At 43.9% G+C, this 21,036-nt stretch carries 19 protein-coding genes; 3 read left to right on the top strand and 16 right to left on the bottom strand.

The features are described 5' to 3' along the window. Window positions 1-149 precede the first annotated feature (149 nt). From recQ to RH061_RS01865, 8 genes are all read right to left on the bottom strand, one after another. Window positions 150-2,282, bottom strand: a complete 2,133-nt coding sequence (recQ, locus tag RH061_RS01900) for a DNA helicase RecQ (RefSeq protein WP_311073517.1) — start codon at window positions 2,280-2,282, stop codon at window positions 150-152. A gap of 123 nt (window positions 2,283-2,405) precedes the next feature. Then, window positions 2,406-3,479 carry an ATP-binding protein gene (locus RH061_RS01895; RefSeq protein WP_311073515.1) on the bottom strand — a complete coding sequence of 358 codons (1,074 nt, stop codon included), beginning with the start codon at window positions 3,477-3,479 and terminating at the stop codon, window positions 2,406-2,408. Between the two features lie 94 nt (window positions 3,480-3,573). Next, window positions 3,574-3,777 carry a hypothetical protein gene (locus tag RH061_RS01890; RefSeq protein ID WP_311073513.1) on the bottom strand — a complete coding sequence of 68 codons (204 nt, stop codon included), beginning with the start codon at window positions 3,775-3,777 and terminating at the stop codon, window positions 3,574-3,576. 164 nt (window positions 3,778-3,941) lie between these two features. Then, the gene (locus RH061_RS01885; protein ID WP_311073512.1) at window positions 3,942-5,420 is read right to left on the bottom strand and encodes a nicotinate phosphoribosyltransferase; all 1,479 of its coding nucleotides are present in this window, start codon (window positions 5,418-5,420) and stop codon (window positions 3,942-3,944) included. Between the two features lie 57 nt (window positions 5,421-5,477). Then, window positions 5,478-6,029: a cysteine hydrolase family protein gene (locus RH061_RS01880; RefSeq protein WP_311073510.1), complete on the bottom strand. Its 552-nt coding sequence runs from the start codon at window positions 6,027-6,029 to the stop codon at window positions 5,478-5,480. Window positions 6,030-6,421: 392 nt separating this feature from the next. After that, window positions 6,422-7,624 carry an IS110 family RNA-guided transposase gene (locus tag RH061_RS01875; RefSeq protein WP_311072837.1) on the bottom strand — a complete coding sequence of 401 codons (1,203 nt, stop codon included), beginning with the start codon at window positions 7,622-7,624 and terminating at the stop codon, window positions 6,422-6,424. A gap of 380 nt (window positions 7,625-8,004) precedes the next feature. Continuing rightward, window positions 8,005-8,487 carry an IS200/IS605 family transposase gene (tnpA, locus tag RH061_RS01870; RefSeq protein WP_311073508.1) on the bottom strand — a complete coding sequence of 161 codons (483 nt, stop codon included), beginning with the start codon at window positions 8,485-8,487 and terminating at the stop codon, window positions 8,005-8,007. 165 nt (window positions 8,488-8,652) lie between these two features. Further along, entirely contained in the window at window positions 8,653-9,594 is a 942-nt protein-coding gene (locus RH061_RS01865) for a diacylglycerol kinase (protein ID WP_311073506.1), read from the bottom strand. Window positions 9,595-10,153: 559 nt separating this feature from the next. Here RH061_RS01865 and plsY point away from each other — a divergent pair. The 3 genes from plsY to RH061_RS01850 all read left to right on the top strand — a co-directional run bounded on the left by plsY (window position 10,154) and on the right by RH061_RS01850 (window position 13,296). Further along, window positions 10,154-10,774 (top strand): glycerol-3-phosphate 1-O-acyltransferase PlsY, encoded by a 621-nt coding sequence (plsY, locus tag RH061_RS01860; protein ID WP_311073505.1) that lies wholly within the window; start codon window positions 10,154-10,156, stop codon window positions 10,772-10,774. A gap of 190 nt (window positions 10,775-10,964) precedes the next feature. Further along, window positions 10,965-12,440, top strand: a complete 1,476-nt coding sequence (gene putP, locus RH061_RS01855; protein ID WP_311073504.1) for a sodium/proline symporter PutP — start codon at window positions 10,965-10,967, stop codon at window positions 12,438-12,440. 118 nt (window positions 12,441-12,558) lie between these two features. Continuing rightward, entirely contained in the window at window positions 12,559-13,296 is a 738-nt protein-coding gene (locus RH061_RS01850) for a hypothetical protein (RefSeq protein ID WP_311073503.1), read from the top strand. Window positions 13,297-13,334: 38 nt separating this feature from the next. Here the strand turns inward: RH061_RS01850 and RH061_RS01845 are convergent, their stop codons facing one another. The 8 genes from RH061_RS01845 to RH061_RS01810 form a co-directional block, all read right to left on the bottom strand. Then, window positions 13,335-13,520 carry a hypothetical protein gene (locus RH061_RS01845; RefSeq protein WP_311073502.1) on the bottom strand — a complete coding sequence of 62 codons (186 nt, stop codon included), beginning with the start codon at window positions 13,518-13,520 and terminating at the stop codon, window positions 13,335-13,337. An 18-nt stretch (window positions 13,521-13,538) separates the two neighbouring features. Next, window positions 13,539-14,198, bottom strand: a complete 660-nt coding sequence (locus RH061_RS01840; RefSeq protein ID WP_311073500.1) for a hypothetical protein — start codon at window positions 14,196-14,198, stop codon at window positions 13,539-13,541. Between the two features lie 19 nt (window positions 14,199-14,217). After that, on the bottom strand, window positions 14,218-14,502 hold the full coding sequence (locus RH061_RS01835) for a hypothetical protein (RefSeq protein WP_311076230.1): 285 nt from the start codon (window positions 14,500-14,502) through the stop codon (window positions 14,218-14,220). 1,219 nt (window positions 14,503-15,721) lie between these two features. Continuing rightward, window positions 15,722-17,149 carry an Asp-tRNA(Asn)/Glu-tRNA(Gln) amidotransferase subunit GatB gene (gene gatB / locus RH061_RS01830; RefSeq protein WP_311073498.1) on the bottom strand — a complete coding sequence of 476 codons (1,428 nt, stop codon included), beginning with the start codon at window positions 17,147-17,149 and terminating at the stop codon, window positions 15,722-15,724. Between the two features lie 13 nt (window positions 17,150-17,162). After that, window positions 17,163-18,620, bottom strand: coding sequence for an Asp-tRNA(Asn)/Glu-tRNA(Gln) amidotransferase subunit GatA (gatA, locus tag RH061_RS01825; RefSeq protein ID WP_311073496.1), 1,458 nt, complete (start codon window positions 18,618-18,620; stop codon window positions 17,163-17,165). An 11-nt stretch (window positions 18,621-18,631) separates the two neighbouring features. Beyond that, window positions 18,632-18,922: an Asp-tRNA(Asn)/Glu-tRNA(Gln) amidotransferase subunit GatC gene (gatC, locus tag RH061_RS01820; protein ID WP_311073494.1), complete on the bottom strand. Its 291-nt coding sequence runs from the start codon at window positions 18,920-18,922 to the stop codon at window positions 18,632-18,634. A 233-nt stretch (window positions 18,923-19,155) separates the two neighbouring features. Beyond that, window positions 19,156-19,779: a TetR/AcrR family transcriptional regulator gene (locus RH061_RS01815; protein ID WP_311073493.1), complete on the bottom strand. Its 624-nt coding sequence runs from the start codon at window positions 19,777-19,779 to the stop codon at window positions 19,156-19,158. Further along, window positions 19,733-20,998, bottom strand: coding sequence for an MFS transporter (locus RH061_RS01810; RefSeq protein WP_311073492.1), 1,266 nt, complete (start codon window positions 20,996-20,998; stop codon window positions 19,733-19,735). The genes RH061_RS01815 and RH061_RS01810 overlap by 47 nt, the downstream gene beginning before the upstream one ends. Between the last annotated feature and the right edge of the window lie 38 nt (window positions 20,999-21,036).

Here is a 21,036-nt window from a genome sequence, read left to right as displayed (position 1 = left end):
ACCGTGCTTTCGCAATTTCCTCTTTCACGGGCACAAGGCTGGGACATTCAAATCATTTTTTATGACGATAAATGGGTGACTTCCTGAAATAACCCCCAATTTACGTGCACACATTAAACCTAAAAAAGACGAAGCCCGCGGGCTTCGTCTTAATGTACCTTTTTCTTAGACATATAGAGAAATACCTTGATCATAAAATAGCTGACGTCATCGGGCAGCAGTTCCTTGATGGGTTTGAGCTTGTCGCGGCCGGCTTCTGCGACGGCCTGCTCGAGGTCATCGATATACCGGGCAGGAATCAGCACGTCATAGTCGACTTCCATTCCCTGCTGGATGCACTGGATCAAGTGATTTTCAACCGTGCTTTCTGCCAGCTCGCGCTTTGCAGCTATCTCGGCTACGGGCAGTTTCTCCTGATGCAGCTTGTAGGTTTCAAGATGGGAATCGCCGACAGCTTTTTTCGCCGGTTTCCTCACCGGTTCCGAAACAGCATTCATCACCGGCTGGCGCTCAGGATGCTTCTCGCAAAACTCGATAATCCGCTGAATGAATGGCGCACCATATTTCTGCAGCTTGTGTTCACCAACACCAGCCACATTGAGAAACTCCGCATCCGTCAGCGGCAGCTTCAGGCACATATCCTTCAGAGAGGAATCGGAGAAAATCATAAATGGCGCCACTTTTTCCGCAGCGGCAACCTCTCTCCGCAACTCACGCAGTTCTTCAAACAATGGATCATCGTTGGAAACCTGCTTGACCTGCACCGCTTCCTTCCTGAAGACCTTCGTTTTTCCGAGCAAAACATCCTTCCCTTTTTCCGGTACATAAATCGTAGGGTAAGTCCCATGCTCGACGCCGATCAGCTCCTGTGAAATCAAAAACTCAATCAGGTCATTGACCTGCTTGGCATTCCGGTCCTTCATCAGTCCGTAAGTCGGCAATTTATCCAGGCGGAACTCAAGGACCTTTTTATTCCTGGAGCCTGTCAATACATTGGCCGTCATGGCCTTGCCGTATTTTTGGCCCATCCGGATGATGCATGAAAGCACCATTTGCGCATCCTTTGTGACATCCTCTGTTTCACGGGAGTCCGTACAATTGCCGCAGCGTCCGCAAGGCTCGGTGTCTGTCTCGCCAAAATAATGCAGGATATAGGATTGCAGGCATTCCTCGGTATGGCAGTATCCGACCATCTGCTGCAATTTTTCCAGCTCTGGCCCAATCCGTTCGCGGTCGGCGGACTGGTCGATCAAGAAGCGCTGAACCTGGACATCCTGTGATGAATACAGCACGGTACATTCACTGTCCAGGCCATCACGACCGGCACGGCCAGCTTCCTGATAGTAGCTCTCCATATTCTTCGGCATCTGGAAGTGGAGGACGTACCTGATATTACTTTTATCGATACCCATTCCAAAAGCTGAAGTCGCAACCATAACAGTCGCCTCATCCTGTAAAAACCGCTCCTGTTCGCTGTTTCGGTCTTCATCATTCATTCCTGCGTGGTAGCGGGCAGCGTTGAAACCTTCCTTCTGCAGCCATTCATATAGCTGGTCGACAATCTTCCTTGTTGCCGCATAAATGATGCCGGCTTCTTTTTCGTTCTTTTTGATAAAATCCCTTAAATATGCCTGGCGGTCCTGGCCTTTTACGACAGAAAAGCTTAAATTGCTGCGCTCAAACCCTGTTATGACCGTATTCTCGGGGTTTATTTTTAACGAAGCGCAAATATCCTCCCGTACTTTCGGTGTCGCAGTTGCCGTCAAAGCAAGTACGATCGGCTTTTTCGGCAGTCTATTGGCCAGACCGGAAATCTGCAGATAGCTTGGCCGGAAATCATGTCCCCACTGCGAGATACAGTGCGCTTCATCGACGGCGATCAACGGAATTTCCATGTCCTGAAGGTCGTCGATGAATTCCCAGGATCCCAGCCGCTCTGGAGCGATGTACAACAGCTTGTACTTTCCGTTCCTGGCGTCATCCATCCGAGCGGCAGCTTCTCCGGCAGTAAGCGAGCTGTTGATATACGTCGCTGGGATGCCTAGCTGGACGAGCGTATCTACCTGGTCCTTCATCAAGGAAATCAGCGGAGAAATAACGATGGTTGTCCCGGGCAGCACGAGCGCCGGGATTTGATAGACGATCGATTTACCTCCTCCAGTCGGCATGACGCAGACTGTGTTTTTCCCTTCAAGCACAGAGGAAATCGCCTGTTCCTGTCCCAATCGGAATGAAGAATAACCGAAATGATCTTGCAATAATTGATGGGCTTTTTGCAGCATTGCGAGGTGGCTCCTTTCAGTGAGAAAATGTGGGGAATATAGGGGTTGCTCTTTCATTTTAACAGATAAGCCTTGGAGAACGACAGTAAAAATGCCATGCTCCCAAAAGAAGCATGGCACCTTTTATTCTGCGATCAGCATTGACTCTACATTTCGATTTCGAGGGAGCACAATCCTTATGGTCGTGCCTTCTCCAGGCTGGCTTTCAATATCAATGCTTCCGTGATGAAGATCGATGATCCGTTTGCAGGTGAGCAAGCCCAATCCTGTTCCTTTTTCCTTCGTTGAATAAAAAGGCTCGAAAAGGCGATTGAATCTTGATTCCGATATTCCGCAGCCTTTATCAGAGACGGTGATCATTACGGACTCAGCACTCATCTCTTCCAAGCTTACCCCGATAAAATGGCCGTTGTTCTCCGTGGCTTCTATCGCGTTTTGCAGAATATTGATCAGGACTTGTTTTATCTGATTCCCATCACAATTCAAATTGATTTGTACTTCCGCTTCTAATTCAATGTTGATGCTTTTCAAATTGGCCTGCGGTCCCATGAATTGGATACAATCCCTCAACAGTTTATTTATGTTTGTATATTGAAAACGAACATTCTCCTTCGGTTTGGCAATGAACATGAACTCATTGACGATTTGATTGATCCGGTCCATCTCATCCAGCATGATATCAAGATACGGAATCAACTTTTGATCCGTAACGCTTTCTTTGACGATTTTAGCAAAGCCTTTCAACGAGGTGAGCGGATTCCGGATTTCATGCGCAATCCCTGCTGCCAGCTCCCCAACTACAGATAGCTTCTCCATTTGCTGGGCCTGCTTCTCTCTTATTTTTTCCTTCGTTATATCGATGGTTGTCCCGATGACCTCAACCGTCTCTCCATTTACACGGATTGGATTCAGAACAGCTAAATAATGGATTCCGCCAACGCTTCCCTCATAGTTAACCTGCTCACCATTCCACGCCTTTTCGTAAAAAACCTCTTTGCGCTTTACCTGGTCAGCCGGCAAAAATCCCGTCAAAGACCTTCCGATGACAAGATCAGGGCAAAGACCCACCTTTTCTATTAGCTTGCCTTCAATGAAAGTATGGATGAACTGGTTGTCCTTTTTAATGAACTTAAATATGAAGCCTGTTTCCCTCGGTATGAATTGTTCATAATCCACTGCGCTACTCTCGTCATTCACACGGCAACACCCTTAGAAAAGATTCGTTCCCTAATAATTCTTTATAACTAGGGGAAATCCTTTTATAAAAAAGGGAAATAGTGACGAATTAGAATTAATATTTATCGATTGTCACTCCAAGTACCGATGCCCTGATAAAATCCAGCTTCCTGAATCGCTGCAATTCTTCAGGGGTCCCCGTAACAACCGCGGTTTCCTGAACAATGTCCTCCGCATCGACATGGGCAATCCCTTGCTTCAGCAGGTACCTATACACAATGTTCAGCTCATCATTAAGATCTTGATTTACATCTCCCATACCGACCTCCCGCTTACATAACGTTTATCCTATTGAAAAGTTAACACATTCAGACAAGGTTTTTGTTTATTTTTTCCGTAAAAAAAAAGAACCTAAGGATCAGGTTCGATAGTATTCACGCATATTTAAAAAGACTGCTTTCCCCTCAAGGAAAGCAGCCCATTCTATTCCATCTTCTCTCCGGTCATCTCCATGACCTTCTCTTTCACTTCTTCTATATTGCGCATTTTGTTGTCCCAGCATTTCTGGCTGAGGTCGACTGGATATTCTTCGGGATTGAGCATACGTGTGTATTCTTCCCATAGGACGCCGAGACAGTACTTAGAATGCTTGCGGACTTCTTCCAGGCTCGGCTGGGTGTACACAAGCTTGCCCTCCTTGTAGATATCGTGATGCAGATCCCTCGCGTCGAAATTCGTGACGAATTTGCTGATAAAGGTATGGACCGGGTGGAACATCTTCAGCCGCTTTTCCTGCTGCGGATTCTCTCCCTCAAGCGCGATGTAGTCCCCTTCTGAACGATTATTGGCTTTGTTGATGATCCTGTACACATTTTTAATGCCAGGCGTCGTCACTTTTTCCGGATTGGACGAAATCTTGATGGTGTCCTCCATCGTTCCGTCTGCCCGCTCTACTGAGACGATTTTATAAACAGCGCCAAGGGCAGCTTGTTCATAAGCGGTGATCAGCTTCGTGCCGACTCCCCAAGTATCGATTTTCGCACCCTGAGCTTTCAGGTTCATGATCGTATACTCGTCCAGGTCGCTTGATGCTACGATTTTCGCATCCTTAAAGCCGGCTTCATCCAGCATTTTACGAGCTTCCTTTGAAAGGTAAGCCAAGTCCCCGCTGTCGAGACGGATGCCGATGAAATTGATTTTATCGCCGAATTCCTTAGCAACTTTAATTGCGTTCGGCACTCCTGACCTTAGCGTATCATACGTATCGACAAGGAAAACGCAGTCCCTGTGTGTCTCTGCGTATTTTTTAAAAGCGGTATAGTCATCTCTGTACGCCTGTACCATCGAGTGAGCGTGCGTCCCGGAAATCGGGATTCCGAACAGCTTGCCTGCACGCACATTGCTAGTGGAATCAAAGCCTCCAACATACGCAGCACGCGTGCCCCATAGAGCAGCATCCATTTCATGTGCACGGCGGCTGCCGAACTCCATCGCGATTTCGTTTTTTACAACCTGTTTGATTCGCGAAGCTTTGGTCGCAATCAATGTCTGGTAGTTGACGATATTAAGCAGTGCCGTTTCAATCAATTGCGCTTGAACCAAGGGTGCATCTACCCTTACCAGGGGCTCATTGGCAAAAACAATCTCTCCCTCTTGCATCGCACGGATTGAGCCTGTAAAACGCAGCTCTTTTAAAAAGGCAAGGAAATCCTCATCGAACTTTCCTTCCTCTCTTAAATATTGAATATCATCTTCCGTGAAGCCAAAGTTCTCGATATAGCTGATGATTTTTTCTAGTCCGGCAAAAACGGCGTAGCCATTGCCGAAAGGAAGCTTCCGGAAAAATAAATCAAACACCGCGCGGCGATTATGAACGCCATCGCGCCAGTATGTTTCCATCATATTTAATTGATATAAGTCCGTATGCAGCATCAAGCTGTCGTCTCTGAATTTAGTGCTCATCAAAAAACCTCCAAATTTACTGCCATCAATAGCTTGCTGTTATAACGCCGCCCAGGACTACTTGACCTGTGCTCCAATCGAACTCTCGAAATGACGGAGCGACCACTCATGGCCGATTTGGTCAAAGGAAGCAACAGCATCTCTATGAATAATAACCTTAAATCCTTTGTTATAAGCATCCACCGCCGTATGAAGGACACAAATATCCGTGCAGACACCGACGAGATGCACCTCGGTGATTCCCCGCTCGCGAAGCTTTATCTCCAGGTCGGTACCGGCGAACGCTGAATATCTCGTTTTATCGATATAATGCACATGGTCGAGATGCTTATTGTTTTCATAAACCTCCTGCAGGCTTCCGTACAAATCCCTGCCCTTCGTACCGCGGATATTATGCGGAGGATACAGCTTTGTCTCCGGATGGAATTCATCGCCCTCATCATGGACATCAATAGCGAAAACAACATAGTCACCATTTCCGATGAACTCCTTCGTGACACCGACAAGCTTCGCTTCAATCGCCTGCCCAGGCTCTCCACAAGTCAGCCGCCCATCACCCGCAACAAAGTCATACGTATAATCGATATTGATCAAGGCCTTCTTCCCCATTATGTATCCACATCCTTTTATCTTATTATCTTTTATTTTCTTCCAAATATGATTTACAGGCAAATTTTTCATATCGGCAAGGTATTTTGGTTGGTTAGTTACTGGATATATTATTCAAAACTGACACTGGATAAGGTTTTGTCCGAAGTCGCACCAGGTTCAGATAAATTCCCAGCTTCTCCTCTTCGTTTTGTCCGAAGTCACACCAGGTTCAGATAATCTATAGTAGATTCCTATACCCTACCCCAACGCACAAATAATAAACCAGCTAATAGGAGTCAAGAACTTCTTATTAAAATATTTGTTCTTCCGTGTTATACTTTTGGAGGCACGCCAAATAACCCTCCAAATACTGTTTGGAAGGTTTTTCATTAACTGTTTTATCTTGTTCATTAAGCCATATCTAGGAACTGCTCATTCCTTTTTAGGATTGCATAAATCCAGTGTAAAAGCTTGTTTACACAAGCTATCAGTGCTACTTTTGAAGGCTTTCCTTCATTTCGTTTCCGATCATAATACTCTTTTAGCTTCTTGTTCCTGGAGCTTCTTATACCGCATAAAACGGCCATATACAAAGCGTGCCGTAAACGGCTTGAACCTCGTTTAGTAATATGATTTATAGTAGCTGTAAACTTACCTGATGAATGGACACTTGGATCAATTCCAGCGTAAGCCACAAGTTTTTTAGGGTGATTAAACCGGTCAATTTCTCCGATTTCGGAAATGATCGTTGCCGCGATCTTTCCTCCTATACCGGGAATTGATTGGATTATCTTACATTCTTCAATTTCTTCTGCCAGGACATCTATCTCTGCCTCTATATTGGATAGGTGTTCTTGGTACTGAAGAAGCATAGAGATATACATATCCAAACTGAACAACTGACTTTGATACACACCTTGTTGGAAAGGATTTCGCTCAGCCGAAGCTATTAATTTAGCTACCCTCTCCCTGGCCCAACCTTCAGACCGTTTTATACGCATTCCCACAATTCGCTCCAGTATCTTTACTTCACCAGTCCTCAGAACATCTTCAGATGTAGGAAACTCCTTTAAAATCTGTAGAGAAACTTTTGAAAATAGATCTCCAAAGACTCCCCTATATTCCGGAAATACCTGGTCAAGAATTGTGTGGAATTGAAGTTTTGCCTGAATGTAAAGGTTCGAAACGGCTTCGTATTGCCTTGACAGTGTTCTTAAATTTAGTAGCCTTAGTCCTCGTTTCTTATAAGGCTCAAATTCTTCCTTGTAATACAAAACACAAAGTTGATATGCATCCACGGCATCCGTCTTTACCTTTCTAAGACTGGTTTTCTTGGCCTGATGAGAAATGATGGGGTTTACCAAGATATATAGATATTGACTCTCCTCCAGACATTGAATAATTGGTGTATGGTAATGACCTGTAGATTCAAGAATTACTGCTGGTCTAACGCCAGTCTTTCTTTCTATCTCTTTCAAAAAAGAGATGAAGGTATCTAAATCCTCCTTGATATGTTTTATCCTGAAGCTCTTTCCAAATGGCTTGTCTTTATCTAGAAATACCTGAGCTTCACTTTCTCCTTTGGCCACATCCAGGCCAACTACTGGATTCAATGATTATCTCTCCCTTTGTTTACTCGCCAGTAACCCCAATACCTTCCTGTAGTTCCATAGCTTCGCTTGTTATACGAGATCAAAATTGTCCCAACCAGCCTCAAACATCATTCTACAAGTAGGGGGCGAACAGTTTATATTACGAGATCTAACTCCCACGCACCCGTACGTTCTACCCTGGCTACTGAAATAATAGGTCCTATAAAAAAAAGAGCCAACCAGTAAATACTGGTTAACTCTATAATACGAACCACCCGTGAGAACGGGTGGTTTTCTCTGCGGCTGAAAGCCTTTGTTACTGACCAAACCCTAAAGGGCTACTGAAAGGTTCGCCAATTGTACTACTTCTACTGGCCAGACCTCAAAGGCCTTCTCCCCTTCTAACTTCGTTTCTTTTTCTTCACTTCTTCTCCTGTGAATGGATCAATGTATTCCATCATCGTTAATTGCTCTGCGACTATATCATCTTGTATTTGATTTCGAATGTAATCTTCTATTACCTTTTTGTTTCTTCCAACGGTATCGACATAATAACCTGTACACCAGAATTTTCGATTTCCATATCTGTATTTCAGGTTTGCGTGCCGATCAAATATCATTAAACTACTTTTTCCTTTTAAGTAACCGACAAATGAGGAGACACTTATTTTAGGCGGTATACTCACTAACATATGTACGTGGTCCTTACAAGCTGTCGCTTCGATTATTTCTACACCTTTTCTTTCACATAATGTGCGTAGTATTTCTCCAATATCTTTTTTGATTTTCCCATAAATGATCTGTCTCCTATACTTTGGGGCGAATACGATGTGATACTTACAATTCCAGGTAGTGTGTGCTAAACTGTTATTGTCTTTAGACATAGGACTTCCTCCGTGCAGATATTTTTGGTTGGCGAACCAAAAAATATTTTAGCACCGTGGGGAAGTTTTTTTAATACCACGCTGAAAGCTTTTTGGAACCCCAGGCATAGCCCGGGGTTTTCATTTCCACAAAAAAAACCACTCCAATCGAGGAGTGGCTTCCGTTTATTCTGCTTTAAAGTTCAATTCCAGGTTCTCCGGCCGGTCTTCTGGTCGGATTTCATCCAGCGGTACATAAACTTGAATGTGCCTGAACAGGTTTTCGAATTCAGCTGGCAGATTGCCGCCGTATTCACCGTCGAGGTTCAATTGGACCGTTTCCTTGGATTGAACCTTGATGCGGTTAGCCTGTGTGTAAATCACGCCTGGGTCATTTATATGCTCACCGCGGACTGCGAGTGAGGCGATCCTGATAAAATCGGCCAGGTTCGTCTTTTTCAAAATCAATAAAGAAAACAATCCATCATTGATTGAAGAGTTTGGTGCCAGGCGCTCGAAACCGCCGACGGAATTCGTCAGCCCGACGAGGAACATCATGACTTCGCCTTCAAACAGCTTTCCATCATACTCAATGCTTACTTCAGAAGCACGGATGGATGGCAGCATCTCGATTCCTTTTAGGTAATAGGCGAGCTGTCCGAGCATCGTCTTGAGTTTGCTCGGCACTTCATATGTCAGCTCCGTCAGTCTGCCGCCGCCTGCGATATTAATGAAATATTTATCGTTGATTCGGCCTACATCGACCGGAATTGTTTCGCCTTTAACAATGATGTCGACCGCAGCCTCTATATCCCTTGGGATATGGAGTGCGCGTGCAAAGTCATTCGTTGTGCCGACCGGAATCACACCGATTTTCGGGCGGTAATCCTGTTCAGCGATTCCATTGACCACTTCATTGATCGTGCCATCTCCGCCAGCCGCAATAACTAGGTCATAACGCCGCTCGACCGCTATCCTCGCAGCCTGCGTCGCGTCCCCCTCACCTGTCGTTGCATGGCATGAGGTTTCATAGCCAGCATTCTCCAGCTTCACCAAGACCTCAGCAAGATGCTTTTTAAAAATTTCACGACCTGAAGTCGGATTATAAATGATTCTTGCTCTTTTCATACCCATCATCCTACTTAATATCATTTTATATTCCATTCTTTTACATCATAGCCCATAATGAATATCCAGGCAATTACCTCAATATCAATTCTACCGGATATATCATAAACGATTTTCTCTCCATTTGCCAAAAAAGACTCACTATTTATTTAAAGTGTTAACTATCGTATTTTTCGAAAAACTCTTCCATTCATCCTCTTTCTTTTTTACAATACAGAGAGGATGGATACATAAATTGGAAACCCCTGCCCGTTATATGGAGGTACAGATTTATGGCTTATACCCGTTTTACACGCTGGGCAAAATTACAGGCCCTTAATGAGTCAGCATTGACGATTATTTAAGAGGAAATTGAATACCTTGCCGGTTTTGTCATTTCAATTGCTTTTGTAAAAAAAGGCATCATTATACGTGCCTTATAATAAAACAGACGTGCTAAACGGTATAAAGGTTCCCAAGGTTTTTGTTCCTGTACAGCAATTTAAATTCGTAAAAAAACATTCTGACCATGACTATTTTAGAATAAAATTCTTTAACTAGATTAAAAGGGTGACACTATATGACTTGGATCTGTCTCTTGGCAGCATATTTGGTTGGTTCCATTCCTACCGCTCTATTGATTGGCAAATATTTTTTCCATGTGGATATCAGGGATCACGGCAGCAAAAACCCTGGCGCGACGAATACATTGCGGGTCATGGGCAAGCGTGCAGCGATTGTGGTGCTGCTTGTGGATGTGGCGAAAGGAATGCTGGCGGCTTCTCTTCCGCTGATTTTCGATACTCCTGTTGAGCCGCTGTATGCCGGCTTGATTGCGGTCATTGGCCATTGCTTTCCGATTTTTGCAGGATTCCGAGGAGGCAAGGCAATCGCCACAACAGCAGGGGCGCTGCTGATTGTTGACATCGGAATGTTCCTGGCTGTGTATGTGACCTTCTTTGCGGTCATTTTGCTTACCAAATATGTATTCATGGGTTCGATTTCGGTGGGAATCGCGATGCTCATTTATTCATTTTTCTCTCCGGAAATTCATGAGCCATTCATCTTTACTGCTTTTATTTTATTTTTAATTTTCCTCCATCGTTCGAATCTGCAGAACTTTTTTAACGGCAAGGAACCGAAAATCAATGATAAAAAAGTGAAAGGTGACCGCCTGCCTCCAAAAGATCTTAAGATGTAACTCTAACCATGGCTTTCAGGGCCATGGTTCTTTTTTCTTATAGATATATTACTAAAGTAAATTACTATTTGCAGAATAGTATTTTTAGAGGAAAAATAGATTGTTAATCATTTATGAGAAATGATAGAATATTAATTGTATTAGCAATATTTTTTTAATATTTTTCCATCATAATAAAGGGGGAAAGATTATGTCCAATGAAATGTACCAAATCATTGCCATAGGGATCTACATGGCCGCGATGCTTTATATCGGCTGGTATTCCTATAAAAAGACTAGCAATCTTACTGACTACATGCTTGGCGGCAGATCGCTTGGTCCGGCAGTCACAGCGCTAAGCGCGGGTGCAGCAGACATGAGCGGCTGGCTCTTGATGGGTCTTCCAGGGGGAATTTATGTAAGCGGTTTAGCGAATGCATGGATTGCCATCGGATTGACCGTCGGCGCGTATCTCAACTGGCTTTATGTAGCACCTCGACTTCGCTCATATACCCATGTGGCGAATGACTCCATCACGATTCCTAGCTTCCTTGAAAACCGTTTTAAAGATGATACTAAGCTTTTAAGAATTGTATCTGGAATTGTTATTCTTCTATTTTTTACTTTCTACGTTTCCTCCGGAATGGTCGCCGGAGCTGTTTTCTTCGAAAGTTCTTTTGGCCTCGGTTATCATACCGGCTTGTTGCTTGTTTCCGCAGTCGTTGTTGCTTACACGTTATTCGGCGGATTCCTGGCAGTAAGCTATACAGATTTCATCCAGGGAATGATGATGCTTCTCGCCCTGCTGCTCGTGCCGATTATCGGCTTCACGAAAACAGGGGGACCTGCAGAAACGTTCGATACTATCCGTTCGATCGATCCTGCATTGCTTGATTTATTCAAAGGTACGACTGTTCTAGGTATCATATCAACTGCAGCATGGGGTCTTGGCTACTTCGGCCAGCCACATATCATCACCCGTTTCATGGCAATCACATCAATAAAAGAAACAAAGAGTGCAAGAAGAATCGGTATGGGATGGATGATTTTCTCCTTATTGGGAGCCATACTGACAGCATTGATCGGTCTTGCCTATTTCACACAGAATCCGGATGTTAAGCTGGATAACCCTGAGGCAGTCTTTATCGTACTCGGGCAAATCTTCTTCCATCCATTATTCGCCGGCCTTATGCTGGCAGCCGTCCTTGCTGCAATCATGAGCACAATCTCATCTCAGCTGATCGTAACGTCCAGCGCACTCACTGAGGATTTATACAAAATCTTATTCAAAAAAGAAAAGTCTGATAAGCAATACGTATTTTTCGGACGTATGGCAGTACTTGCGGTTGCAATAATTGCCGCAGCACTTGCATGGGTGCAGAACGACACGATCCTTGGCCTGGTTGCATACGCATGGGCAGGCTTCGGCGCAGCCTTCGGACCGATCATCATCCTAAGCCTGTACTGGAAGAAGATGACCAACTGGGGTGCGATTCTCGGTATGATTGCCGGTGCAGCTACCGTCGTCATTTGGAGCAATGTCGGCCTGAGCGATGTCATGTACGAAATCGTCCCAGGTTTCATTATCAACCTGATCATTTCCGTGGTTGTCAGCTTGGCCACTTATAAACCAAACCCTGAGATAGAAAAAGAATTCGATATGAGTGTTGAAAACTTAAAATCGTAAATTCGATACCACAGAGATTTTTCTCTGTGGTATTTTCGCATTCCGAATAAACATTACAGGAATTTACATATCATCGATAGAATTCAATAATGATAAATTAATGCATGAGGAGAAACTGATGAAGAGAAAGCTGCTATTCTATGGAACAACTGCCATATTGCTGTTGATCGTATTGATTGCCATGGACAGCTATAAATTATATAAAGAGGAAAAGCCGCCTGTACCAATCGTAACGGTGAATGGACAGGAGATTCCACAAATTCTCGGCCAATATGATTGGCATGGCACCAAAACGGAGAAAGTGGATCCGCTCAATGCCATGGCTGGCATGAATCCATCCAGGGTGAAGGAAAGAGAAACACTAGAAGTCTCATTTCCTCCAGAAATAGTCCCTGATTCTATTTTAATCAGCCAGATAAATACATTGCCAGGCATGGAAAAGAAGACTGTTGAAGGTAATAGCATTCCCATTCCAAAAAACCCTTACATGGAAAGAACCTATTTTAAGATAAAAGCGGTATGGGGAAAGGAATTTAGTACTTACTATGTAAAGCTCGATATCGAAGAACTTCCACCCCTATATGATTTTTTATCAAAGGATCCGGAAAAACTCGCTGTCCTTGCGATTGTTCCACGTGGAGAGTCAGAAAAGTTTGACATTCCTGAAGAGGTAAAGGAAAAGCTTGATTCCTTTCAGATATCAGATAATATGGAGGAATTGAAGAAGACACATTATCCAGAGCTTCGAATATATACAGCACCAATATACTTGATCTTTAATACAGAATTTCTTCAGCAGACGGTCGAGGATAAGGAAACATTGATTAGAATTTTGACGTATGGCGACCGGCAATAATCCAAACTAGGCCCAGATAGAAGGGCCTTTTAGTTTTCTTATTCAAAATCAAGATATTCATTGTTAAAAACCAGCCTCTCGCCTTCCTCATATACTGCTTCCAGCAACCCCGTCAAAGTTTTATAGGTATTAACCTGCTTTCCATAAAGGATTGTGCCAGTCCTAAGTTTTTTTCGGTCATATTCATAAAGCTTGTCTATCTTTTGCAGAAATTCATCATACATGACCACAACTCCTGGATTTTAATCAACTGAAATTATACCTGCCCACTGGCTGGATTTCGAACGGACCTCAAAGGTTTGATGATCTTTCCAGGCTGCTACTCCTAAAAACCTTCCATAAACTATCTCATTTGGAACCTCTTTCGCCAAAACCTTCTCTTTTATCATCAAGCCGTCTTTATCAAAAATCCTGGCGATCAGCTGAAAAGAACTCACACTGTGAATACCAAGCACTATTGCTGTATATCTTTTATCCGGACTCTTTTTAGGTGTGTTTTTTAACAGAAATTCAGCCTGGTAATGATGGTCTTTAATTTTTTCAAGCGCCTGAATGACAGGAGAGTAACTCCAGTCCAGTTCCCGAAAAACCGGAGCAATATAATTGTCGAAGATTCTTACATACTCCTCATATTTATCTTCAACAGTATTAAGCTTCAAAAACTCAATCGGATTATAAGGGATCTTCACGGTCCGTCCATTTTCAATTGTATAATCATCAATTTCAATTTCTTTTACTTTATCAATGCAATAAATATGTAAACATCTGTCTTCATTGGTCTCAATCCCTTTTAAATATCTGCTCATCAGCAATTGAAAGATTCTGGTTTGATGGTTAAAACCTGTCTCGCCCTTTTTTGGCCTGTTTGTCATGTCAGACAGTATAATTTCCTTTAATTCCATTTTGACCCCCTCATTCTCCTTACCACTCTCTCCACTCTTCAGTAATATCCTCGTCAGGCTCAAGACCGGCTTCCCGGGCTTTTCCATCAATGAATTCATATAATTCTTCGCGTTCCAGTGTTTCTATGAAATAATCGTATTCGTCGTTGAGCCTGTTAAATTCGATTACGACTTCTTTTACTTTCTTCAGAATAGCCTTTTCCGTAGGGTTGTTCAAAGACTCAAGAGAAGAGACATACCTCTGAAGTGCTTTTTCAGAAGCGGCTATAGCCTCCTCGCTGAACATATCATCTCCATCTTTCATTCGCGCTCTCCATAGAACAGTTGGGATTGTTTCATTTGATTGTGGCTTTGCCAAAATTTCATCCTCCTTTTTCTTTACAGCGGTGTAATCCTTCAACCGATGTGTGTAATGTTTTTTCTGTGTAAAATAGACCTCCTCTATACGTTCACATGGATGTAAATCCCCATCAAGCACAGTGGTCCCTCCGAAAGCAAGCAACTTTAAATGAGGCAATGAATTGACAAACTGGATTGAGGCTAGTTCCTCGCAATCCATCAGAAGTAGCTTTTCTAATCCTTTTAACTCTGCAATAGGAGTATAATCATCGATTTTTTTACATTTCTCGATATTTAAAACTCTCAGGCTTTTTGATAGATTTTTAATGTCCTTCAAATCATGAAAGGACCTTAAATAGAATAAGCCCAGCTTTTCCAGGCTTTCCAGTCCCTCCACCCCCAATAATGAAGTGATATTAGATTGGATCAACTCCAGGGATTCCAGATTCTTAAGGTCTGAAAATTGTTCAAGGTTTTTAGTCTTCGGCTTGTAACTCCAGAGCCTCATTTCTTTTAAGTTCTCCAATGTCTCTATCCCTTTTGCTTTGGACGGAAGCTGCCCATAAAGCACTTCAAGTAAAGGCATCCTTTCAAAATCAATCTCCAGAGATGGTCTCGTTTCATTGATTGACAGCGACTTTAGGTCTTTTAAATGGTAAAGTCCTGAAACATCTTTTAAGTCTTCGCCCCCAATGGAAAGCCTTTCAATTTCTGGACATTCATTTAAAAAATTTACATGCTCCAGCTCATAAGAAATATCGACATTATTAATCTGGTGTTCTTGAATATAGGCTATTGATTCCTTGAGATTGTCTTCATTAATTTTCACTGATACTACGCCGTCATCATTAATCCGTATTCTTACATTGCCTTCCTTCAAAAATTTGACCACTTTTGCACCACCGTTATATTTAGTATCCAGCCACTTCGTTTCCTGCTCCGTGTGCTTTTTCTACCAGAATTCCAGTTTAAAAAGAAGGCTGGCTCATTAAATCTTCCTGTTCAATAAAGGCTATATCCAACTAAATATTCCTAAGTAAAATAAGGTCAGCCCCTTAAGCTTATATTAGCACCAGCACGTTTGTAAGAATATGTATTTAAAGAACTATTTTTCGGTGTAAATTTCCCTCTTTCCCGGGAAATATCGACAAAAAAGCTGGCGATTGGTTCGCCAGCTTTCGCTATTATCTCTTATTCAATTCTTCGACTAGCAACTTGTTTACTAGCGGCGGGTTCGCCTGGCCTTTTGTCGCTTTCATGATCTGGCCGACAAGGAAGCCTTTTGCCTTATCCTTACCGCCTTTGAAGTCCTCAACGGATTGCGGGTTGGCGTCGATGATTTCGGTGATGATTTTGAGCAATTCACCTTCGTCAGAGATTTGGACAAGTCCTTTTTCCTTAACGATTTTCTCCGGGTCACCGCCCTTTTCGACCAATTCCTTAAAGACTTGTTTGGCAATCTTTGAGGAAATCGTGCCGTTCTCGATCAGCTTGATCAATCCGGCAATTCCTTCAGGAGTCAATGCTGTTTCATTCAGCTCTTTCGATTCAGCCTTCAGGTAGGCAGAGAACTCGCCCATCAGCCAGTTGGATGCCTGCTTAGGATCCGCCCCGGCTTTCACAGCCGATTCAAAGAAATCAGCCATTTCTTTTGATACTGTTAGCACCTCTGCATCATAAGCTGGCAGTCCCATTTCCTCGACATATCGCTTTTTGCGCTCGTCGGGAAGCTCTGGGATTTCCGCACGGACACGCGCTTTCCAATCTTCATCGATATAAAGATCCGGAAGGTCCGGTTCAGGGAAATAACGATAATCATTAGAGCCTTCCTTTACACGCATTAAAATGGTGGTGTTTGACGCGTCATCGTAGCGGCGTGTTTCCTGCTGGATTTCGCGGCCAGCGAGGATTTCCTGTTCTTGACGTTTTTCTTCGTACTCAAGCCCTTTACGGACGAAGTTGAATGAATTCAGGTTCTTGAGCTCAGTTTTCGTTCCGAATTCCTTCTGCCCCACTGGCCTGATGGAGATGTTCGCATCACAGCGGAGTGAACCTTCTTCCATCTTGCAATCCGATACGCCCGTGTATTGGATGATGGACTTCAACTTTTCAAGATAGGCATAAGCTTCGTCAGGAGTGCTTATATCGGGCTCCGATACGATCTCGACCAGCGGCGTTCCCTGGCGGTTGTAGTCAACAAGGGAATATCCCTTTCCATGTGTCAGCTTTCCTGCATCCTCTTCCATGTGGATCCGGGTAATCCCGATTTTCTTTGTATAGCCATTCACCTCGATCTCAATCCAGCCGTTCTCACCGATCGGCTTGTCAAACTGGGAAATCTGGTAGGCCTTCGGGTTATCTGGGTAAAAATAGTTTTTCCGGTCGAACTTCGTATGCTCCGCGATTTCACAGTTCAGAGCCATAGCGGCTTTCATTGCATACTCAACCGCTTTTTTATTCACGACTGGCAATACTCCCGGATATCCAAGATCGATTACGCTAGTATTTGTATTCGGCTCGGCACCAAAATGGTTCGGGCTCGCCGAAAAGATTTTCGATTCTGTTTTTAATTCTACATGGACCTCAAGGCCAATTACCGTTTCAAACTTCATCGTTTTCACCCCTTTACAGCTCAGGTTGTTGTTTATGGAAATCTGTCGCCTGTTCAAATGCGTGGGCGACTTTATAGACTGTGCTTTCATCAAAATGACGGCCGATGATTTGCAGTCCAAGCGGCAGACCCTTGTCAAAGCCGCATGGAACCGAAATCGCAGGCACACCAGCCAGGTTAACCGGTATAGTCAAAATATCATTCGCATACATCGTCATCGGATCCCTCGTGTTCTCGCCAATTTTAAAGGCCGGCGTAGGAGCTGTTGGCCCAACGATGATATCGTATTGTTCGAATACCTTTTCGAAATCCTGCTTGATCAGTGTGCGGACCTTCTGTGCTTTTTTATAATAAGCATCATAATAACCAGAACTAAGCGCAAACGTCCCCAGCATGATCCGGCGCTTTACTTCTTCCCCAAAGCCTTCCTCTCGTGTCATCTTGTACATATCGAGAAGGTTTTCTGAGTTTGGTGAACGATAGCCATAACGGACGCCATCAAAGCGCGCCAGGTTAGCGGACGCCTCCGATGAAGACAGCAGGTAGTAAGTTGCCAGCGCATACTTGGAGTGTGGCAGGGATACTTCTTCCCACGTTGCCCCAAGGCGTTCCAGGATCACAAGCGCATCCATCACCGATTTTCGTACTTCCTCGCTGACTCCTTCGCCAAGGTATTCCTTCGGCACAGCGATTCTTAAGCCCTTGATATCGCCAGTCAATGAAGCGATATAGTCTGGGATGTCCACATTTGCAGATGTCGAATCCATTTCATCGTGCCCAGCGATTGCTTTTAAAAGAAAAGCATTGTCTTCTACATTGCGTGTGATCGGGCCGATCTGATCCAAAGAGGAAGCGAAGGCAATCAAGCCGAAGCGTGAAACCAGTCCATATGTAGGCTTCATGCCGACAACTCCGCAGAATGATGCCGGCTGCCGAATCGATCCGCCTGTATCGGAACCAAGCGAGAAAAGGACTTCCCCAGCAGCAACCGATGCAGCCGAACCGCCCGAGGAACCACCAGGTACACGGTCAAGATTCCATGGGTTTAATGTATTTTTAAAACCGGAATTTTCATTGGAGGATCCCATCGCGAACTCGTCCATATTCAATTTGCCGATGGTCACTGTTTCAGCCTGCTTCAACTTCTGAACGACAGTCGCATCATAAATAGGGTCAAAGTTTTCTAGAATCTTGCTCGCTGCGGTCGTACGCAGCCCTTTTGTAACAATATTGTCCTTGATCCCAATTGGCAGGCCGAACAGCTTGCTCGTTGGTGCACTCTGGATCATCTTGTCGTCCAATGATCGAGCCGCTGCCCTCGCATTTTCTTCATCCAAAGTTAAGAAAGCCTGGACCTTGCCCTCGACCTCGCCAATTCGCTTGAACGACTCGTCGACCAAATCGGAAACGCTCAAATCTCTTTTATGTATAAGCTCATGCAGCTCGGAAATCTTATGTTCAAATAAACTCATCACCGGTCCTCCTATTCCATAATCCCTGGCACTTTGAACTGCCCATCCTGGTGCTCAGGTGCATTCTTCAACACTTCCTCACGAGGAAGTCCTTGTTGGGCACGATCCTCTCGCATGACATTCTTGATTTCAAGAACATGGGAAGTCGGTTCCACATTATCTGTATCCAGCTCATTAAGCTGCTCCGCATATGTAATGATTTTATCCAGCTGTTCCGTCAGCATTTGCGCTTCATTTTCCGTAATCGCCAATCTTGCCAGGTGTGCAACACGCTTCACCTGTTCCTCAGAAATCCTTGACATAAAAGCACCTCCATCTTAAATCGTCTGACAATAATAATAATAATGATCATAACAAAGTTTTCCACGTTAAAGCAATACAAGCCTTGCTGTTTGTACTATTTTAACATGAGAGATATGTGATCGCAGGAAAGAAGACTATTTTATGGAATATAATTAACTTTGTTACTCTTATCAGTAAAAAAGGAATGGCGAATAACACCATTCCTGCTGCTGTGTGATTAAATTAATCCAGCTTAGTCACCATTTATTCCTAGGGCTAATTTTAAATATTCGACAAACAAGATGGATTGCTCTTTGATTTTCAAATCTTCTCTTGATAACATCGCGTCCTCTACGGCTAAGCCGTCGATGAAGGCAATGATTGAACGTGCGATGATTTCATGGTCATACCTCGTGCTGAACTCACCGCTCCTTTGGCCATGTTCGATAATATGGGCATATATTTTCAATCCATTATTGTATCGTGTTGTTCCGTATGCTCTCCTGTGCTCATCATTCCTTCCGATGATAAAGAATTCGAGTTTTGCCGGGGCTAAAGGATCCATCTCATCATCAGGCTCACCGCCCTCCCCAAAGATGGTTTTCATCAGCATATCCCAGTAAGATGTCGCATTTTCCTTTAACATCTGCAATGTCTCATCCAATTCCAGCGATAATCCTTCTTCAAGAATGGTTTCGAACACTGCTTCTTTATTTGAAAAATATTGATACAGCCCGCCTCTGCTGACATTCGCAGCGTCCATTATGTGCTTCATCGTGGCCCGCTCAAATCCATATTCAATGAAAACTTTCTCTGCCGCCTTTAAAATTTCAGCTCGACGCTGTTCCATGTGCTCCTGACTGACCTTCGGAGACATTGACTCTCCCCCGTTCTATTTTACTTTTAAAAATGAGACCAACCACTGCGACTGCAACCAATAAGATTCCAGTAATCACAAATGTCGGGATCACTCCCAAAATAGTAGCAAGCAATCCTCCAACCAATGGCCCAATGATCGTCGCAGTGGTGGTTACACTATTTAATACACCAAAAACCCTGCCTGTCATGTGTACCGGAGTGTCGGTTTGGACAGCAGCCTGAAATGGAATGAACACCAATCCTCCAGAAAATCCAGCAACCAATCCGAGAGTTGGCCCCCACAAGGTTGGCAGGGCTAAATCCCATACTGTACATACAGCCATCATACTAAAACCGACCCCAATCCCACAAACTCCAATGAACATCAAAACCAGGGCATTGTAATCTGTTTTTTTAGCCAAGAGCATTCCTGCCAAAAACATTCCGACCCCTGAAGCTGTGACGATATAACCGAACAGGTCTGGTGAAACATTCGACAGTTCCCTGAGCAATACGATGATTTGGGAGTCAGAGAGCTGCAAAATTAACAGGCTTATCCCTAACACTGAAATTCCCACCATTAAAAAATGATTTCCTTTAATGAACCTGATGCCTTCCAAGATGTCCTCTTTAAATGAGGCATTCCCTGGCTCAGCGGCATCACTCCCTATTGCTGCCGCTTCCTTTGGCAATGCAAGAAGCAGAAGAGCTGAAAGGACAAAGGTTCCAGAGTCGATAAAGAACACCAGCTGGGTGCCAAAAGCTGAGACCAACATTCCGCTCAACAATGGCCCGAGCACCTTCGTCCCGGAATCAATCATGGAAGTAATCGACATGGCACTTTTCATATTCTCCTGATCTATAAGCTCCTTAAGCTTGCCGTTCTTTGCCGGGACAAATACAGCTGAAAGTATTCCAATCATGAACAAGCATATATAAACAGTCCATAAAGAATTGGCAAAAGCCAGAATCAGAATAAGGCCTGCTCTCACTAAGTCTGAAAGTATCATTAATGCTTTTCTGTTGAATCTGTCAGCAATCGTTCCGGTAAAGGGCCCAAGCAGTGCCATTGGTACCGCCAAACAAAGGATAATCATGGACACCTCCATTGGAGATGCCTCCCACTTCAATCCAACCATCGTTATGATCGCAATGACGCTTAACCAGTCACCAACACTTGATATTAACTGCGCTACCATCAATGTAATAAACGCTTTATTTCTTGAAAGACCATTCATTATAATCCCTCCATTTTAAAACGACACGAGTGTCATTT

Origin of the sequence: Mesobacillus jeotgali (assembly GCF_031759225.1) — a bacterium.
GTDB lineage: Bacteria > Bacillota > Bacilli > Bacillales > Cytobacillaceae > Mesobacillus > Mesobacillus jeotgali_B.
Note: the sequence above shows the minus strand (reverse complement) of the source record. Positions and strands in the feature narration are given on the sequence as shown.

What these genes read in the sequence shown, in the direction of transcription:
- recQ (WP_311073517.1), bottom strand. Translation starts at nt 2,282, where the DNA reads ATGCTGCAAAAAGCCCATCAATTATTGCAAGATCATTTCGGTTATTCT.
- RH061_RS01890 (WP_311073513.1), bottom strand. Translation starts at nt 3,777, where the DNA reads ATGGGAGATGTAAATCAAGATCTTAATGATGAGCTGAACATTGTGTAT.
- RH061_RS01885 (WP_311073512.1), bottom strand. Translation starts at nt 5,420, where the DNA reads ATGAGCACTAAATTCAGAGACGACAGCTTGATGCTGCATACGGACTTA.
- RH061_RS01880 (WP_311073510.1), bottom strand. Translation starts at nt 6,029, where the DNA reads ATGGGGAAGAAGGCCTTGATCAATATCGATTATACGTATGACTTTGTT.
- tnpA (WP_311073508.1), bottom strand. Translation starts at nt 8,487, where the DNA reads ATGTCTAAAGACAATAACAGTTTAGCACACACTACCTGGAATTGTAAG.
- RH061_RS01865 (WP_311073506.1), bottom strand. Translation starts at nt 9,594, where the DNA reads ATGAAAAGAGCAAGAATCATTTATAATCCGACTTCAGGTCGTGAAATT.
- plsY (WP_311073505.1), top strand. Translation starts at nt 10,154, where the DNA reads ATGACTTGGATCTGTCTCTTGGCAGCATATTTGGTTGGTTCCATTCCT.
- putP (WP_311073504.1), top strand. Translation starts at nt 10,965, where the DNA reads ATGTCCAATGAAATGTACCAAATCATTGCCATAGGGATCTACATGGCC.
- RH061_RS01850 (WP_311073503.1), top strand. Translation starts at nt 12,559, where the DNA reads ATGAAGAGAAAGCTGCTATTCTATGGAACAACTGCCATATTGCTGTTG.
- RH061_RS01845 (WP_311073502.1), bottom strand. Translation starts at nt 13,520, where the DNA reads ATGTATGATGAATTTCTGCAAAAGATAGACAAGCTTTATGAATATGAC.
- RH061_RS01840 (WP_311073500.1), bottom strand. Translation starts at nt 14,198, where the DNA reads ATGGAATTAAAGGAAATTATACTGTCTGACATGACAAACAGGCCAAAA.
- RH061_RS01835 (WP_311076230.1), bottom strand. Translation starts at nt 14,502, where the DNA reads ATGAAAGATGGAGATGATATGTTCAGCGAGGAGGCTATAGCCGCTTCT.
- gatB (WP_311073498.1), bottom strand. Translation starts at nt 17,149, where the DNA reads ATGAAGTTTGAAACGGTAATTGGCCTTGAGGTCCATGTAGAATTAAAA.
- gatA (WP_311073496.1), bottom strand. Translation starts at nt 18,620, where the DNA reads ATGAGTTTATTTGAACATAAGATTTCCGAGCTGCATGAGCTTATACAT.
- gatC (WP_311073494.1), bottom strand. Translation starts at nt 18,922, where the DNA reads ATGTCAAGGATTTCTGAGGAACAGGTGAAGCGTGTTGCACACCTGGCA.
- RH061_RS01815 (WP_311073493.1), bottom strand. Translation starts at nt 19,779, where the DNA reads ATGTCTCCGAAGGTCAGTCAGGAGCACATGGAACAGCGTCGAGCTGAA.
- RH061_RS01810 (WP_311073492.1), bottom strand. Translation starts at nt 20,998, where the DNA reads ATGAATGGTCTTTCAAGAAATAAAGCGTTTATTACATTGATGGTAGCG.